15 protein-coding genes are annotated in these 17,069 nt (G+C 61.7%); 6 read left to right on the top strand and 9 right to left on the bottom strand.

The window, feature by feature from the left end:
• The first annotated feature begins 2 nt into the window (after positions 1 to 2).
• From ptsN to NWV16_RS05200, 3 genes are read left to right on the top strand one after another with little or no spacing between them, the layout of a single operon-like run.
• A complete protein-coding gene (gene ptsN / locus NWV16_RS05210) occupies positions 3 to 467 on the top strand; it encodes a PTS IIA-like nitrogen regulatory protein PtsN (protein ID WP_065260847.1) in 465 nt (154 codons plus the stop codon).
• 2 nt (positions 468 to 469) lie between these two features.
• A complete protein-coding gene (rapZ, locus tag NWV16_RS05205) occupies positions 470 to 1,327 on the top strand; it encodes an RNase adapter RapZ (RefSeq protein ID WP_065260846.1) in 858 nt (285 codons plus the stop codon).
• A 19-nt stretch (positions 1,328 to 1,346) separates the two neighbouring features.
• Positions 1,347 to 1,622 (top strand): HPr family phosphocarrier protein, encoded by a 276-nt coding sequence (locus NWV16_RS05200; protein ID WP_065260845.1) that lies wholly within the window; start codon positions 1,347 to 1,349, stop codon positions 1,620 to 1,622.
• A gap of 97 nt (positions 1,623 to 1,719) precedes the next feature.
• Here the strand turns inward: NWV16_RS05200 and pmbA are convergent, their stop codons facing one another.
• Positions 1,720 to 3,072 (bottom strand): metalloprotease PmbA, encoded by a 1,353-nt coding sequence (gene pmbA / locus NWV16_RS05195; RefSeq protein ID WP_260522226.1) that lies wholly within the window; start codon positions 3,070 to 3,072, stop codon positions 1,720 to 1,722.
• Positions 3,073 to 3,174: 102 nt separating this feature from the next.
• Between pmbA and yjgA the strand changes: the two genes are divergently transcribed.
• Complete coding sequence (gene yjgA / locus NWV16_RS05190) at positions 3,175 to 3,699, top strand: ribosome biogenesis factor YjgA (protein WP_260522225.1); 525 nt, start codon at positions 3,175 to 3,177, stop codon at positions 3,697 to 3,699.
• A 51-nt stretch (positions 3,700 to 3,750) separates the two neighbouring features.
• On the opposite strand, the gene tldD is transcribed toward yjgA, so the two are convergent.
• From tldD to mreB, 8 genes are all read right to left on the bottom strand, one after another.
• Positions 3,751 to 5,193 (bottom strand): metalloprotease TldD, encoded by a 1,443-nt coding sequence (gene tldD / locus NWV16_RS05185; RefSeq protein ID WP_260522224.1) that lies wholly within the window; start codon positions 5,191 to 5,193, stop codon positions 3,751 to 3,753.
• A gap of 4 nt (positions 5,194 to 5,197) precedes the next feature.
• A complete protein-coding gene (locus NWV16_RS05180; RefSeq protein WP_260522223.1) occupies positions 5,198 to 6,058 on the bottom strand; it encodes a carbon-nitrogen hydrolase family protein in 861 nt (286 codons plus the stop codon).
• Positions 6,059 to 6,116: 58 nt separating this feature from the next.
• Positions 6,117 to 9,920 (bottom strand): YhdP family protein, encoded by a 3,804-nt coding sequence (locus NWV16_RS05175; protein WP_260522222.1) that lies wholly within the window; start codon positions 9,918 to 9,920, stop codon positions 6,117 to 6,119.
• A gap of 75 nt (positions 9,921 to 9,995) precedes the next feature.
• Positions 9,996 to 11,453 (bottom strand): ribonuclease G, encoded by a 1,458-nt coding sequence (rng, locus tag NWV16_RS05170; RefSeq protein WP_260522221.1) that lies wholly within the window; start codon positions 11,451 to 11,453, stop codon positions 9,996 to 9,998.
• A gap of 58 nt (positions 11,454 to 11,511) precedes the next feature.
• On the bottom strand, positions 11,512 to 12,108 hold the full coding sequence (locus NWV16_RS05165; protein WP_260522220.1) for a nucleoside triphosphate pyrophosphatase: 597 nt from the start codon (positions 12,106 to 12,108) through the stop codon (positions 11,512 to 11,514).
• 63 nt (positions 12,109 to 12,171) lie between these two features.
• Positions 12,172 to 12,663 (bottom strand): rod shape-determining protein MreD, encoded by a 492-nt coding sequence (mreD, locus tag NWV16_RS05160; protein WP_065260837.1) that lies wholly within the window; start codon positions 12,661 to 12,663, stop codon positions 12,172 to 12,174.
• Positions 12,663 to 13,793, bottom strand: a complete 1,131-nt coding sequence (gene mreC, locus NWV16_RS05155) for a rod shape-determining protein MreC (RefSeq protein ID WP_260523481.1) — start codon at positions 13,791 to 13,793, stop codon at positions 12,663 to 12,665. Before mreC ends, mreD begins: the two co-directional genes overlap by 1 nt.
• Before the next feature lie 141 nt (positions 13,794 to 13,934).
• Complete coding sequence (gene mreB / locus NWV16_RS05150) at positions 13,935 to 14,972, bottom strand: rod shape-determining protein MreB (RefSeq protein WP_002555108.1); 1,038 nt, start codon at positions 14,970 to 14,972, stop codon at positions 13,935 to 13,937.
• A 211-nt stretch (positions 14,973 to 15,183) separates the two neighbouring features.
• Here mreB and gatC point away from each other — a divergent pair, with 211 nt between their 5' ends.
• On the top strand, positions 15,184 to 15,471 hold the full coding sequence (gene gatC / locus NWV16_RS05145; RefSeq protein WP_085698446.1) for an Asp-tRNA(Asn)/Glu-tRNA(Gln) amidotransferase subunit GatC: 288 nt from the start codon (positions 15,184 to 15,186) through the stop codon (positions 15,469 to 15,471).
• 16 nt (positions 15,472 to 15,487) lie between these two features.
• Positions 15,488 to 16,939, top strand: a complete 1,452-nt coding sequence (gene gatA / locus NWV16_RS05140) for an Asp-tRNA(Asn)/Glu-tRNA(Gln) amidotransferase subunit GatA (RefSeq protein ID WP_260522219.1) — start codon at positions 15,488 to 15,490, stop codon at positions 16,937 to 16,939.
• Positions 16,940 to 17,069 lie beyond the last annotated feature (130 nt).

Here is a 17,069-nt window from a genome sequence, read left to right as displayed (position 1 = left end):
CCATGATCCGACTTGAAAGCATCCTGACCCCCGGCCGTTCCCTGGTGAACGTGCCGGGCGGCAGTAAAAAGAAAGCCCTCGAACAAATTGCCAACCTGATCGCCCGGGAAGTCCCGGATCTGGAGATGCAAGACGTCTTCGAAGCGCTGATTGCCCGTGAAAAACTCGGCTCGACGGGTTTTGGCAACGGCATCGCCATTCCTCACTGCCGTCTCAAGGGCTGTGAAGCGCCCATCAGTGCCTTGATGCACCTGGAAGCGCCTATCGACTTCGACGCCATCGATGGCGCGCCGGTTGACCTGCTGTTCGTGCTGCTGGTCCCGGAAGCTGCCACCGATGCGCACCTGGAGCTGCTGCGTCAGATCGCCAGCATGCTCGACCGCAAGGAAGTACGCGAGAAACTGCGTCGCGCCACAACCAACGAAGCCTTGTATCAGGTTGTCCTGGACGAGCAAAACGGGCACTAAACATGCGCTTGATCATCGTCAGTGGCCGTTCCGGCTCGGGCAAGAGCACCGCACTGGATGTCCTTGAGGACAACGGTTACTACTGCATCGACAATCTGCCGGCCGGCCTGCTGCCGGAGCTGGCGGAACGCGCACTGATTCATACGGAACTGTCTCAGCCACTGGTCGCGGTATCGATCGATGCACGCAACCTGCCGAGCCATCTTTCGCGCTTTCCGGAGTTGCTCGAGGAAGTCCGCAGCCGGCACATCCAGTGCGACGTCCTGTATCTGGATGCCGATGAAGAAACCCTGCTCAAGCGTTTCTCGGAAACCCGTCGTCGTCACCCGCTGAGCAGTGCAAACCGCTCGCTGGCTGAAGCCATCAACGACGAAACAGCCCTGCTGGGCCCGATCGCCGATCTGGCCGACCTGAAGGTCAACACCACCAATCTCAATCTTTACCAGTTGCGCGACACCATCAAGCTGCGACTGCTGAACCAGCCGGAACCCGGCACGGCGTTCCTGGTGGAGTCGTTCGGTTTCAAACGCGGCATGCCGGTGGATGCGGATCTGGTATTCGATGTACGCTGTCTGCCCAATCCGTACTGGAAACCGGAGCTGCGCGCGCAATCGGGTCTCGACGAGCCGGTGGCCGAGTATCTGGCTGGGCAGCCGGAAGTGGAAGAGATGTTTCAGGACATCTACGCCTACCTGTTCAAGTGGTTACCGCGCTTCGCCGCAAGCAATCGTGCCTACGTCACCATTGCCATTGGCTGCACCGGCGGGCATCACCGATCCGTCTACCTGACCGAACGTCTGGGTCAGGCCCTGCAGAAAACCCTGAAAAACGTCCAGGTCCGCCACCGCGACCTCAGCTAGCCATAGGACTCACACCGCGATGCCTGCTCGTGAAATCGAAATCATCAACAAGCTGGGCCTGCATGCCCGGGCGTCGGCAAAGTTCGTTGGCGTGGCGGGTCAGTTTCCCGACTGCACGATCCGGGTGGGCCGCACGCCCGACACCACGGTCGATGGAAAAAGCATCATGGCCATGATGATGCTCGCCGCAGGCAAAGGCACCAAAATCCACTTGAGCACCGAGGGACATCAGGAACAGGAAGCCATGGATGCACTGGTCGCCCTGATCAACAACTACTTCGACGAGGGCAGTTGAAAATACCTTGCGGTGAGATCCGCCCGAAATTGTGCAGACACAAAAAAGGCGCACCACCCCACCGGGTGGCGCGCCTTTTTTTGTACCAAACTGCGGCTTAACTGCCCGCGACGGTCATCCGTTCGATCAACACAGAACCGGTGCGAATGTTGCTGCGCAGTTCCAGATCGTTACCGACCGCGACGATCTGCCTGAACATGTCGCGCATGTTGCCGGCGATGGTCACTTCCTGCACCGGGAACTGGATTTCACCGTTCTCGACCCAGTAACCGGCTGCGCCGCGGGAGTAATCGCCGGTAACCATGTTCAGGCCATGCCCCATCAACTCGGTCACCAATAACCCACGCCCCATGCGCCGCAGCAAAGCCGCCTGATCTTCATCCCCATGGGTGACGAACAGGTTGTGCACGCCACCGGCGTTGGCGGTGCTCGGCATACCCAGCTTGCGGCCGGAATAAGTGCCGAGGATGTAAGACACCAATTCACCTTTTTCGACAAACGGTTTGGCATAGGTCGCCAGGCCGTCACCGTCATAGGCGGCGCTGCCCATGGCGCGCATCAGATGCGGACGCTCATCGATGGTCAGCCACTCCGGAAACAGCTTCTGCCCCAGCGTGCCTTCCAGGAACGACGCCTTGCGATACAGACTGCCGCCGGACACCGCCGACAGGAAACTGCCGAACAACCCACCGGCCAGTTCAGCGGAAAACAGCACTGGCACTTCGCAGGTCGGCACCGGACGCGCGCCCAGGCGGCTCGCAGCCCGCTGCGCCGCACGCTGGCCGATACTCACCGGATCAGCCAACAAACCGCCCTGGCGATTCACGTCGTACCAGTAATCACGCTGCATCTGGCCCTCGGCCTCGGCGATCATCACGCAGCTCAGGCTGTGCCGGGTGGATGCGTACCCGCCGATGAAACCGTGGCTGTTGCCATACACGCGGCAGCCCTGATGAGTGCTCAACGTGGTGCCATCGGCGTTCTTGATGCGTGCATCGGCGTCGAACGCGGCAGCTTCACAGAGCAACGCCTTCTCGATGGCCTGCTCTGGAGTGATGCCCCACTCGTGGAACAGATCGAAGTCCTGAATATCCTTGGCCATCAGTGCCGGGTCGGCCAGCCCCGAGGCTTCGTCTTCGGAAGTATGTCTGGCAATCGCCAGCGCCGCGGCAACGGTCTCGCGAATCGCATCCGGCCCGGTGGCGGAGGTGCTGGCCGAGCCCTTGCGCTGGCCGACGTACAAGGTGATGCCGAAACCCTGATCGCGGTTGAACTCGACCGTTTCGACTTCACGCTGGCGCACCGAGGTCGACAGGCCCTGCTCCAGCGACACCGCCACTTCGCAGGCACTGGCGCCCTGACGTCTGGCTTCGGCGATGATCTGCTCGACCTGTTCCTGCAGTGCCGGCAATGCCTGCGGGCCGACGCTTTCAACTGCACTCATGCTCATCTCCACTCAAATTCTGCTTTCGGCTGGGGCCTTCGAGCGACCGGGCCGGACAAGCGGCCCCCGACTGGTTATCATGGCGGCGTTTCTTTGCGGACTGCCACCATGGTTGATTCTTACGACGACTCCCTCGATACGGGAGAAAAAAGCAAATCCCAGGTCAAACGCGAGCTGCATGCTCTGGTTGACCTCGGCGAGCGCCTTACGACACTCAAGCCGGACCGGCTGGCCAAACTGCCACTGACCGATGCCCTGCGCCGGGCTCTGGCCGATGCGCCCAAACACGTTGCGCACATTGCACGTAAACGGCATTTGCAGTTCATCGGCAAACTCATGCGCGATCAGGACACCACCGCGATCCTTGAGCTGCTCGATCAACTCGATGCCTCTACCCGCCAGTACAACGAGCGTTTCCACAACCTCGAACGCTGGCGTGACCGCCTGATCGGCGGTGACGATGCCGTGCTGGAGAAATTCGTCGTCGAGTACCCGGACGCCGACCGCCAGCAACTGCGCTCGCTGATCCGGCAGGCCCAGCACGAGGTTGCACATAACAAACCTCCTGCCTCGAGCCGCAAGATCTTCAAATACATCCGTGAGCTGGACGAGACTCAACGCGGTCTGCGTTGATATTCGCCACCGGGTGGCCGCACTGCGCGCCACCCGAAGCTCCCTCCCCGCTTATGCGCCCGTGCCACCCACGGTGATCGCATCGATTTTCAGCGTCGGCTGACCCACGCCCACCGGCACCGACTGCCCGTCCTTGCCACACGTCCCCACACCGCTGTCCAGCGCCAGATCGTTACCGACCATCGACACCCGGCTCATCGCTTCCGGACCGTTGCCGATCAACGTCGCGCCCTTGACCGGTGCGGTGATCTTGCCGTCCTCGATCAGATACGCCTCGCTGGTGGAAAACACGAACTTGCCACTGGTGATATCGACCTGGCCGCCGCCGAGGTTGGCGCAGTAGATGCCTTTCTTCACCGACGCGATGATTTCCGCCGGATCGCTCTGGCCGCCGAGCATGTAGGTGTTGGTCATTCGTGGCATCGGCAGGTGCGCGTAGGATTCACGGCGACCGTTGCCGGTGCTGGCCACGCCCATCAGGCGCGCATTGAGCTTGTCCTGCATGTAGCCTTTGAGCACGCCGTTTTCGATCAGCGTGGTGCACTCGGTCGGCGTGCCTTCGTCGTCGACGCTCAGGGAGCCGCGACGACCGGCCAGTGTGCCGTCATCGACAATGGTGCAGAGTCTGGAGGCAACCATTTCCCCCATCCGCCCGCTGTAGGCCGAACTGCCCTTGCGGTTGAAGTCGCCTTCCAGACCGTGTCCGACCGCTTCATGCAGCAGCACACCGGACCAGCCCGAGCCCAGAACAACAGGCAACGTGCCGGCCGGTGCCGGGATCGCCTCCAGATTCACCAGCGCCTGACGCAACGCCTCACGGGCATACCCCATGGCGCGGTCTTCGGCGAGGAAATAACGGTAGTCGGTACGCCCGCCGCCGCCATGGCCACCCCGTTCGCGACGACCGTTCTGCTCGACGATCACGCTGACATTGAAACGCACCAACGGACGCACGTCGGCAGCCAGGCCGCCGTCGGTCGAAGCGACCAGGATCCGTTCCCAGACCCCGGCCATGCTCACGCTGACCTGCTGGATTCGCGGATCGAGGGCGCGGGTCGCCACATCGATGCGCTTGAGCAACTCGACTTTCTCGGCACGACTCAGCACTTCCAGCGGGTTATCCGGCGCGTACAGTTGGGCGACGTCCTGCGCGCTGAACGCCTGCACCGTGCCATTCTGCCCGGCGCGAGAAATAGACCGTGCCGCACGGGCCGCCGCGCCGAGGGCTTCGAGGGTGATCGCGTTGCTGTAGGCGAAACCGGTTTTTTCACCGGACTGGGCCCGCACGCCGACACCCTGGTCGAGGTTGAAACTGCCTTCCTTGACGATGCCGTCTTCCAGCGACCAGGACTCGGAAATCTGCCCCTGGAAATACAGATCGGCCGCATCGATGCCCGGGCCGGCCAGATCACCAAGCACGCCTTGCAGGCTCTCGATCGTCACGCCGCCGGGCGCCAACAGATGATCACTGACTGAGGACAACAACTCGCTCATAGGTTTACGCCTTAAATTCGTGTTCTGAAGCAGGTCGCTGCGCGCCCTGCGAAAAAAACCGCCGATGATTCGTCACCGGCATGCGCGCCCGGATGGACGCCTGTTCGTCACTGTCACGCTCGGCCAGCAATACGGCCTCGCCTTGTTCCTGTTGCGCCAGCACGCGGCCCCACGGGTCGACAATCGCCCCGTGACCAAAGGTCTCCCGAGGCCCCGGATGGATCCCGCCCTGGGCCGCCGCCAGCACGTAGCACTGGGTTTCAATCGCCCGTGCACGAATCAGCACATCCCAGTGCGCCGCCCCCGTCACGGCGGTGAAAGCCGAGGGTGCGGTAATCAGTTCAGCCCCGGCAGCCCGCAGTTCGCTGTACAGCTCCGGGAAGCGCAAGTCGTAACACACCGTCAGGCCAAGCCGGCCGACAGGGGTGTCCGCCACGACCACGCCACTGCCATAAGCATAGTCATCGGATTCGCGATAACGCCCGCGATTGTCCGCCACGTCCACATCGAACAAATGCAGCTTGTCATAACGGGCAACCATCTCGCCCTGATCGTCCACCAGCAACGAACAGGCATGGGATTTCGCCTCGGGCTGCCCCGCCGGCGGCAACGGCAAGGTGCCGGCCACTATCCATAACCTGAGGTCACGGGCGGTCTGTTTCAACCACGGCAGGATCGGGCCTTCGCCCAGCGCTTCGGCACGACCGATATCGGCGATGTCGCGACGCCCCATGGCGGCGAAGTTCTCCGGCAGCACCGCCAGCTTCGCGCCGGCGCTGGCCGCCTGTTCGAGCAGGCGTCGGGCATCACGCAGATTGGCCAGCACATCGCTCTGGCTGACCATTTGAATCACCGCAAAAGACATGGCGAACTCCGCAAGAGGTAGACGGCCATGCTACTCCATCGGTTTGCGGCGTGGCTGATCAAAACGGCTTGTCGAAGGTGATTTTCGGTTCTTTCCACGGACCTTTGACGGTGTATTTGACGCTGGCGAAGCGCGCCACGCGGTCACCGATCAGTTTGTCGATCAGGAACAGCGCACCACCGACCGCCGGTGCTCCCACGATCAACGCGGCGATGGGCAGGTTGTTGGTGACCGGCAGGGTCACCAGCAATTTGGCGTCAACCTGATCGCCCACCAGATCCAGCGTGCCGTTGAGCTCCAGATTGCTCGACGGTCCGGTCAACCTGATCGGTTCCTGCGTGACGTACACGCCATTGTTCGCTACCAGCAACCCCTTGACCCGGTCGTAACTCAAGCCTTTGCCGAACAGGTCGGAGAAGTCCAGACGCAACCGGCGACCGATGGAGTTGAAATTCAGCAGACCGAACACTCGCAGCGCCTGAGCGCCGCCTTCGACTTCGACGAACTGTCCCTTGGTGAGCGATGCATCCAGCGAGCCCGAGAAACGCTTGGTGGCCAACCATGCCGGCGAGCCCGGCCAGCGACCATCGACATCCATGTGGAACTCTTCACTGGTCACGCTCGGCGCAAAGCCCCAGCCCTTGAGCACATCGGCGAGATTCTTGCCGCCGATCCGGCCCTTGTACCAGCTGGTCGTGGCACCCGGGGCGCCTTCCCAGCCGCCGCTACCCTGCAACAGGATGCCTTTGAGGCCCAGATCGAGATTGTTCAGGGCAATGCCCTTGGCGGTCGGTCGAACTTTCAGCGACCAGCCGCCAACCAGGTCCTGTCCCTGGAACAGCTGATTGATAGTGATATCCAGCGCCGGGATTTTGCTCGGATCGACCGAGGTCAGCGGATCCGGCGAGTTTTCGTCGGCCTGCACCGTCGGGTCGGGCGCCGGCAGGCGCACGTATTGCAGGTTCACCGCAATCGGCACGCCCTTGGCATCCGGCAGGCTGGCCGTGCCTTTGGCCTGCTGACTGTCTAACGCCAGGGCCCAGGCATCGGGTTTACGGTTTAATTGCACGGTAGCCTGATCCAGCGTGGTGCCAAAGGCTGTGAGCTTGCCGACCTTGAAGTCCGCACCGCTGAGCAATTGCCTGGCGCTGCCGCCAGGATCCTGCCCGGCGTATTTGTCCACCAGATCCTGCCAGGGCTTGACGTCCAGCTCGGACAACACGCCGCGCACCCGCAGGCCTTTATTGCCAGGCAGCACCGCCTCGCCGACGCCGAGAAACAGCTCGCCACGACCTTCGGCAAAACTGTTTGGTGGCGCCGCAAAGGTGAAGTTGGCCAGTTGATCGTAGTTGACCCAGTAGCGCCGTTCCTGGCCTTGCAGGCTCATGCGGAACACGGTGTCACGCCCCGTGCTGGCCGACAGGCCGAAAGGCGCAGGCAGGTCCACCGTCACCCCTTTCAGATTGGAGCTGACCATCAATTGACTGTCGGCACCGTCCAGATTCACTTGCAACTGGTAAGGAATCGTCCCGGACACCGGCAACGGCTGCGTCACGCCCAGCCAGTCCGTGAGTTTCTTGACTTCGACCTGTCCCGAAGCCGTCACCCGGGTCTTGAGCTTGCCGGGGCCTCCATCGGCGAAAATCTGTGCGGTGACCGGCTTGTCGAAGGCCCGGGCACTGATGTTCTGCCCGCTCAGGCCCTTGGCGCTGTCAAAACGGAAATCGCCCTTGAGCTGGCTCAGCTCCAGCTTCGGCTCGGCCAGTTTCAGCCGCGCGTTGGCGGTTTTGAAATCCACCAGGATTTTCGGCTGATCGCCCTTGGCCAGCGGCACGTCCAGCTTGAGCCTGCCTTGCAGATCGCCCTCGCCTTCCCAGCCGGCGAAGGTCTCGGCAGTGCCGATCGGCGCTTCCTGGAGAATCTTCAAACCGTCGCTCAGACCGCCGGCGAACTCGCCATCGAGGTACATGTGGCTGTGCTCACCGCTCGGCACATGAGGAATGTTGACGAAGACATCGTTGACCCGGGTGTCGAGCAACTGCCCCTCGCTGGCGACAATCCGCACGCCGCTGTCCTCGATAAACACATCGCCGCTGACCTTGCTCACATGCGGCCAGCCTGGCTGGAATGCCAGCTCCGCGTCGTGCACCTTGAAAAACAGGCTGATGCTGCGATCCGCTTCACCGGCATTCTTGTTCAGCGAACCCTGATACTGGAAAAAGCCCTGATCCACCGCGCCTTTGAGAATCGCCGTGCGCAACCATTCGTCGAGGGCCGGGCTCAGGACTTTGGGCAGGTACTTGGCGGTGTAGCGACCGTCACCCTCCACCAGACCGACCCGCAGGTCCATGTAGTCTTCCTGGTTGTGATCGAAATGCAGGCGGATCAGAAAGTCGCCGGCAATCTTGCCCTCTTCGCCAAGCACCTTCAGGTACGGAGCGATCAGGGTGAAACCTTCCTTGTCGAGTTTCCAGGTCAGCCGGGCATTGGCCTGAATGTATTGCCATGGTTTGGCGAAGATCGGATCGAGATGCAGGACGAAGTCCTTGCTGTCCATGCGCAATTCGCCGCCGCCAAGGTTGCCGCTCAGACTGCCGCTGACATTGCGCGCCGCCGGGGCTCCGTGATAGGCGTCGAAGCCGACCCGGTCGAGGTTCGCGGCGAAACTGAATTTGCTGTCGTCGGTGGCGTTCGGTCGCAGATCCAGCAGTACGTTGCGCAAGCCACCGGTCACCTTCAGATGGTCGACCACCGTCGCAAAACCCTGCGGCAGTGGCCCCAGTGCGTTGAGCAATGGCGTGATCGGGGTCAGGTCGAGGCGATCGGCCTGCAGGTGCCAGAGTTCGTCGACCTTGTCGGTGGCAGCCGTCTGCCTGATCTGCACGCGGGTCTCCCAACGCGTCTCGCCAAAGTTCATCGCCAGCGAATCCAGGGTGACGGTAGCGCCCTCACCGGTCCGCTGAAAGTAGCCGTTGAGCGCCAGATTGTTGATCTGGATCGGCTTGCGCTCGTCGTACGCGCCAATCAGTTGCGGGGCGTTCAGACGAACGGCAGCGCTTTGCAGGGCACCCTCGCTCCAGTTGACCCACAGCTCGCCACCCGCCTTGATCTCGGAAAAATTCCATTGCCGAGTGAGACGCTCGGGCAGCCATTTCGCCCAATCGTTTTGCGGCAGACTGATGTAGCCCTCGACCGTACTGTCCGGCAACTGACCGGGGCGAATCTTCGTACGCAGACTCAGCGCCACGGGTTGCCCGTCGGGCAGGTTCAGACGCGCGTCGAGGCGCTGGCGATTGGTACCTGTCTTGAGATTGATCCCGACATAAGCAAGGGTCAGAGGCGCATGGTCCAGCGGCTGCAAGGTCACCTGACTGTCGAGCACCGACAGTTGCTGAACCATTTGCATGCGGTTGAACAGTTGCTCCGGATCCATGGGCTGGTCCTGCTGCACCGGCAAACCTTCCAGCGCCCACTTGCCGTCCTCGCCTTCCTTGAGGCTGATCTTCAGGCCATCGAGCTCAAGATGAGCAATGCGCACTTCGCGAGCCAGCAGACTGGCCCACAAATCCGGCACCGCACGTACCCGGTCCAGACGCAAGGCATTGGCGCCATCGCCGACCATGACGTCGTGAGCCAGCAGGATCGGCGCAAATCCGCTCCAGTCGCCTTCCAGTTCGCCGATCTGCAACGGCATGCCCAGCGCGGTACCGGCCTTGTCTTCGATGTCGGCGCGGTACTCGGCCACCAGTGGCGCAAGCTCCCGGCCGAGGCTGACGTACAACGCCATCAACACCAGAACCAGCGCGCACAGGCCCAACCCCCAACGGGTCAGTGCGGCAAAAATGCGTGTCAGACGTTCCATGTCAGTTGGCTCCCATGGCAAAAATACTGCAAAAAGCTGAGGCCAGCCGTTTCAGGAAAAAAGTGACGCAGGGGATCAGAGCAGCACCACGTCATATTGTTCCTGGGAATACATGGTTTCCACCTGGAAGCGTATGGTGCGGCCAATGAACCCTTCAAGCTCGGCTACGTTGCCGGATTCCTCATCGAGCAACCGGTCGACGACTTTCTGGTTCGCCAATACACGATAACCCTCGGCCTGATAGGCCCGGGCCTCGCGCAGAATCTCGCGGAAGATCTCGTAACAGATGGTTTCCGGGGTTTTCAGCTTGCCCCGCCCCTGACAGCTGCTGCAAGGTTCGCACAGCACCTGCTCCAGGCTTTCACGTGTACGCTTGCGGGTCATCTGCACCAGACCAAGTTCGGTGATGCCGATAATGTTGGTCTTGGCATGATCGCGCTCCAGCTGTTTTTCCAGGGTTCGCAGAACCTGGCGCTGGTGCTCTTCATCCTCCATGTCGATGAAGTCGATGATGATGATCCCGCCCAGATTGCGCAGGCGCATCTGCCGGGCAATCGCCGTGGCGGCTTCAAGATTGGTCTTGAAGATGGTTTCTTCGAGGTTGCGGTGTCCGACGAACGCGCCGGTGTTCACGTCGATGGTGGTCATGGCTTCGGCCGGATCCACCACCAGATAACCGCCGGACTTCAGCGGCACCTTGCGCTCGAGGGCTTTCTGGATTTCGTCTTCGACACCGTACAGGTCGAAGATCGGCCGTTCGCCCGGATAGTGTTCCAGACGATCGGCGATTTCCGGCATCAGTTCGGCGACGAACTGCGTGGTTTTCTGGAAGGTTTCCCGGGAGTCGATGCGGATTTTCTCGATTTTCGGACTGACCAGATCACGCAGGGTGCGCAGGGCCAGACCGAGGTCTTCGTAGATCACACTTGGCGCGCCGATGGTCTTGATCTGCTCGTTGATCTGATCCCACAGGCGTCGCAGGTAGCGGATGTCCATGAGGATCTCCTCAGCCCCGGCCCCTTCGGCAGCGGTGCGCAGGATAAAGCCACCGGCCTCCTTGATGCCTTCCTTGGCCACACAGTCGCTGACCACCTGCTTGAGGCGCTCGCGCTCGGCTTCGTCTTCGATCTTCAGGGAAATGCCGACATGGGCGGTGCGCGGCATATAGACCAGATAGCGCGACGGGATCGACAGTTGAGTGGTCAGACGCGCCCCTTTGGAGCCGATCGGATCCTTGGTGACCTGCACCACCAGACTCTGACCTTCGTGCACCAGCGCGCTGATGCTTTCCACCGCCGGGCCTTCGCGCAGGGAGATTTCCGAGGCGTGAATGAACGCCGCGCGGTCCAGGCCGATGTCGACGAAGGCCGCCTGCATGCCCGGCAGTACCCGCACGACCTTGCCTTTATAGATGTTGCCGACGATCCCGCGTTTCTGCGTGCGCTCGACATGCACTTCTTGCAGCACACCGTTTTCGACCACCGCCACGCGCGACTCCATCGGCGTGATGTTGATCAGAATCTCTTCACTCATGGCAGGGTCTCGTTCAGGCATGTTCACAATGATGACCGCGTCTCGATCTGTTCGACGGTTACTGCGCACTCAGGCTTTGCCAACAGGGTATGCCGAAACGGCCAAGCAGTTCTGCGCTTTCGCACACCGGTAAACCGACCACGGCCGAATAGCTGCCGTTCAGTCCGGCGACGAACACCGCGCCAAGCCCCTGAATGCCGTAACCGCCAGCCTTGTCCTTTGGTTCGCCGCTGGCCCAGTAGGCAGCGGCTTCTTCCCGACTGATTGCCCGGAACCGTACCAGACTGCGCACCACTTGCGACTCGCAGCGTTCACCCTCCAGTACGGCGATGGCGGTGAGCACTTCGTGCTCCTTGCCGGACAACATCATCAGCATGGCGCATGCGTCGGCTTCGTCCACCGGTTTGCCGAGAATTTTGCCGTCCAGCACCACAGCGGTATCGGCACCCAACACGCAAAACGGTTTGCCGCTGACGACAGAGCGCCGCCCGGCGTCAGCCTTGCCGCGCGCCAGGCGCTCGACATAGGCCGACGGGGACTCATGGGCGAAAGGGGTTTCATCGATATCCGCGCTGACGGCGGTAAACGGAACGCCGATCTGCGTGAGCAATTCACGCCGACGCGGCGATCCCGAGGCGAGGTAAAGCGGCTTCATCCAAACATCTCCCTGTTGAGTGCCCTGCCTCATGGCACCGGTGGGGGCCCATGCCTGACCGAATCAGTTGATTTTGTAACGTCGGCGCAGGCCGCGCAGAGCGAAGCTGACCCAGGGCCAGAGCAAGGCACTGACCAGCGCCGGCAGGACCAGCGCCAGGGTCGGCTGGCGATTGCCGGTCAAGGCGCTGAGCCAGAGTTGTACGAGTTGAGCGAGACCGAAGATTACCAGGATCACCAGGCTCTGCTGCCACATCGGGAACATCCGCAGGCGCTGCTGCAACGACAGCACCAGGAACGTGATCAGGGTCAGGATCAAGGCGTTCTGCCCCAGCAACGTGCCATACAGCACATCCTCGGCCAGCCCCAGGCAGAAAGCAGTCACCATGCCGATCATCTGCGGCATGTACAGCGCCCAGAATGCCAGGAGCAACGCCAGCCACAATGGGCGGAGGATTTCCATGAACTGCGGCAAAGGCGACACGCTGAGCAGCATACCGATCAGAAAGGTCAGCCAGACGATCCAGCCGTTTCGGGAAGCTTTGACACCGACCATTACTCTCGTCCCCCGGTGGTGGCCGGCGCGGTGGCAGGCGGTTTGGCGGCCGGCCGGGCACTGGCTGGCTGGGCGGCTGGTGGCTTGCTGGCCGCCGGCGTCGCTGCAGTCGGTTTCGCCGGTGGTTTGCTTGCAGCAGGTTTGGCCGGCGTTGCAGCAGGTGCAGCGGCAGGCGTGCTCGCCGCAGCGGGGGCCTGAGCCGGTGTGTTCACCGTTTTCGGTACGGTTGCCGGAATGACCGGACCGCCACCGAACGCATCCAGATTTTCCTGAGCCTGCGCCGCATCGTTGGCACGCTCCTCAGCCGTCCGGTTGTCGCTGAACACCAGCAGCAAGTAGCGGCTGCGGTTCAATGCAGCCGTTGGCACGGCGCGGACAATGGCGAATGGCTGGCCGGAATCGTGGATCACTTCCTTGACCGTCGCCACCGGATAACCGGCCGGGAAGCGCTGGCCCAGACCGGAGCTGACCAGCAGATCGCCTTCCTTGACGTCGGCGGTGTCGGCCACATGCCGCAGCTCCAGACGTTCAGGATTACCGGTGCCGCTGGCAATCGCCCGCAGACCGTTACGGTTCACCTGCACAGGAATACTGTGGGTCGAGTCGGTCAGCAGCAATACGCGGGAGGTGTACGGCATCAGTTCGACCACCTGCCCCATCAGTCCGCGTGCGTCGAGCACCGGTTGGCCGAGGACCACTCCGTCACGCTCACCCTTGTTGATGATGATGCGATGAGTGAAGGGGTTGGGGTCCATGCCGATCAGTTCGGCCACTTCGACCTTCTCGTTGACCAGCGCAGAGGAATTGAGCAACTCGCGCAGACGGACGTTCTGCTCGGTGAGGGCGGCCAGCTTCTGCATGCGGCCCTGCAACAGGAGGTTCTCGGTCTTGAGTTTTTCGTTTTCGGCGACCAGCTCGGTGCGGCTGCCGAACTGACTGGCGACACCTTCCCACAATCTGCCGGGCAGATCGGTGATCCAGTAAGCGTCCATCAGCACCAGCGACATCTGGCTGCGGGCAGGCTTGAGCAGGCTGAAACGGGCATCGACCACCATCAGCGCGACCGACAGCACGGCCAGCACCAGCAGGCGAACGCCCAGTGAGGGGCCCTTGGCGAAAAGCGGTTTAATAAGCCGCTCCTCCCAGGCAAATGTTCTGTTTATTCATACGGCATCAAACCGGCCTGGATGAAGACTGACAGAAGATAAACGCCAACAGGCAGCACTGCAAAGTGCTGCCTGTGCGCTCACCCACGTATTGCACCCGGCGACTTATTCGCTGGAGAGCAGGTCCATGGTGTGCTTGTCCATCATTTCCAGTGCACGGCCGCCGCCGCGAGCCACACAGGTCAGCGGATCTTCGGCAACGATGACCGGCAGACCGGTTTCCTGGGCCAGCAGCTTGTCGAGGTCACGCAGCAACGCGCCACCACCGGTCAGCACCAGGCCACGCTCGGCGATGTCGGAAGCCAGTTCCGGCGGCGATTGCTCCAGGGCGCTTTTCACGGCCTGAACGATAGTCGCCAGCGACTCTTGCAGAGCCTCCAGCACTTCGTTGGAGTTCAGGGTGAATGCGCGTGGAACGCCTTCGGCCAGGTTGCGGCCGCGAACGTCGACTTCGCGAACTTCGCCGCCCGGGTAGGCCGTACCGATTTCCTGCTTGATGCGCTCGGCGGTGGATTCGCCGATCAGGCTGCCGTAGTTGCGGCGTACATAGGTGATGATCGCTTCGTCGAAGCGGTCGCCGCCAACGCGTACGGATTCGGCGTAGACCACACCGTTCAGGGAGATCAGTGCGATCTCGGTGGTACCGCCACCGATATCCACGACCATCGAACCGCGTGCTTCTTCAACCGGCAGGCCGGCACCGATCGCAGCCGCCATTGGCTCTTCGATCAGGAACACTTCACGGGCACCGGCGCCCAGGGCCGATTCACGGATGGCACGACGCTCGACCTGGGTGGACTTGCATGGAACGCAGATCAGCACACGAGGGCTGGGCTGCAGGAAACTGTTTTCGTGAACCTTGTTGATAAAGTATTGCAGCATCTTTTCGCAGACGCTGAAGTCGGCGATGACGCCGTCCTTCATCGGACGAATGGCAGCAATGTTGCCCGGCGTACGACCGAGCATGCGCTTGGCCTCGGTGCCGACAGCGACGACACTTTTCTGGTTACCGTGTGTCCGAATGGCCACAACCGATGGCTCATTCAGGACGATGCCGCGCTCGCGCACGTAAATAAGGGTGTTGGCAGTGCCCAGGTCAATGGAAAGATCGCTGGAAAACATGCCACGCAGTTTCTTGAACATGGGAAAGGGACCCTAGGCAACGCGTGGGTAAAAAAGTGCGGCAAACTCTAACAACGACAGGGATTTTGGGCAAGGCGCCAATATGTTAAATTGGCCGCTTTTCTGTGCACCAAGCCCCACAATCGCGGCCTTATGACCGTAGAAGTGCGGTAGTGTTCCGACAAATCAACGCACGGACGCCGTCCGTCCTGTTTTCCACTGGAGAATCCCGATGGCACTAGAACGCTCCGACGTGGAAAAAATCGCTCATCTGGCCAGCCTTGGCCTCAATGACGCCGATCTTCCACATATCACTTCGGCCCTCAACAGCATTCTCGGGCTGGTCGACGAAATGCAGGCGGTCGATACCGACGGTATCGAGCCACTGGCCCACCCGCTGGAAGCCAGTCAGCGCCTGCGCGCCGACGTCGTGACCGAAAGCAATAACCGCGAGGCTTATCAGTCCATCGCGCCAGCGGTCGAAAACGGCCTGTATCTGGTTCCGAAAGTCATCGACTAAAGGGAAAGAGCCCGCAATGCATCAAATGACTCTGGCCGAGATCGCCCGCGGTCTTGCCGATAAAAAGTTTTCCTCCGAAGAGCTGACCAAAGTCCTGCTGGCGCGCATTTCCCAGCTCGATCCGCAGCTCAACAGTTTCATCAGCCTTACCGAAGCGCTGGCCCTCGAGCAGGCGAAAGCCGCCGACGCGCGCCGGGCCAACGGTGAGAGCGGCGCCCTGCTCGGTGCGCCGATCGCCCACAAGGACCTGTTCTGCACCCAGGGCATCCGCACCAGTTGCGGCTCGAAGATGCTCGACAACTTCAAGGCGCCGTACGACGCCACCGTGGTTTCGAAGCTGGCCGCTGCCGGCGCCGTGACGCTGGGCAAGACCAACATGGACGAATTCGCCATGGGTTCGGCCAACGAGTCGAGCTGGTACGGCGCGGTGAAAAACCCGTGGAACCTGGAACACGTCCCGGGCGGTTCGTCCGGTGGTTCGGCTGCCGCTGTTGCGGCTCGTCTGTTGCCAGCCGCCACGGCCACCGACACCGGCGGCTCGATCCGCCAGCCAGCCGCGTTCACCAACCTCACCGGCCTGAAACCGACCTATGGTCGCGTGTCGCGCTGGGGCATGATCGCTTACGCCTCCAGCCTTGATCAGGGTGGCCCACTGGCGCGCACCGCCGAAGACTGCGCGATTCTGTTGCAAGGTATGGCCGGCTTCGATCCGAACGACTCCACCAGCATCGATGAACCGGTGCCGGACTACGCCGCCGGCCTGAACGGCTCGCTGCAAGGCCTGCGCATCGGCGTGCCGAAGGAATACTTCGGTGCCGGCCTCGACCCGCGTATCGCCGACCTGATCCAGAACAGCATCAAGGAGCTGCAGAAGCTCGGTGCCGTGATCAAGGAAATCAGCCTGCCGAACATGCAGCACGCCATTCCGGCTTATTACGTGATCGCCCCGGCGGAAGCCTCCTCCAACCTGTCGCGTTTCGACGGCGTGCGCTTCGGCCACCGCTGCGCAGACCCGAAGAACCTGGAAGACCTGTACAAACGCTCCCGTGGCGAAGGCTTCGGTGCCGAAGTGCAGCGCCGGATCATGGTCGGTGCCTACGCGCTGTCCGCCGGTTACTACGACGCTTACTACCTGAAAGCGCAGAAGATCCGTCGCTTGGTGAAGAACGACTTCATGGCGGCTTTCAATGAAGTCGACATCATCCTCGGCCCGACCACGCCGAACCCGGCCTGGAAACTCGGCGCCAAGAACAGCGACCCGGTCGCTGCCTACCTGGAAGACGTCTACACCATTACCGCCAACCTCGCGGGCCTGCCGGGCCTGTCGATGCCGGCCGGTTTCGTCGACGGTCTGCCGGTCGGCGTACAGCTGCTCGCGCCGTATTTCCAGGAAGGTCGCCTGTTGAACGTTGCCCACCAGTATCAGTTACACACTGACTGGCACACCCGCACCCCGCAGGGGTTTTGAAACGGCTGCGCTCGGTAACGCGGCGTTGAAAACTGGCTCGTAATGCTCATTGACTGAAGTCAACTCCGCTTACTCGCCAGTTTTCGCCTTGCCTTACCTTCGCTCGCGACGTTTCAAAATCCCCAGCAAA

This window comes from Pseudomonas sp. BW7P1 (assembly GCF_024981055.1).
Taxonomy (GTDB): Bacteria; Pseudomonadota; Gammaproteobacteria; order Pseudomonadales; family Pseudomonadaceae; genus Aquipseudomonas; species Aquipseudomonas bananamidigenes.
Note: the sequence above shows the minus strand (reverse complement) of the source record. Positions and strands in the feature narration are given on the sequence as shown.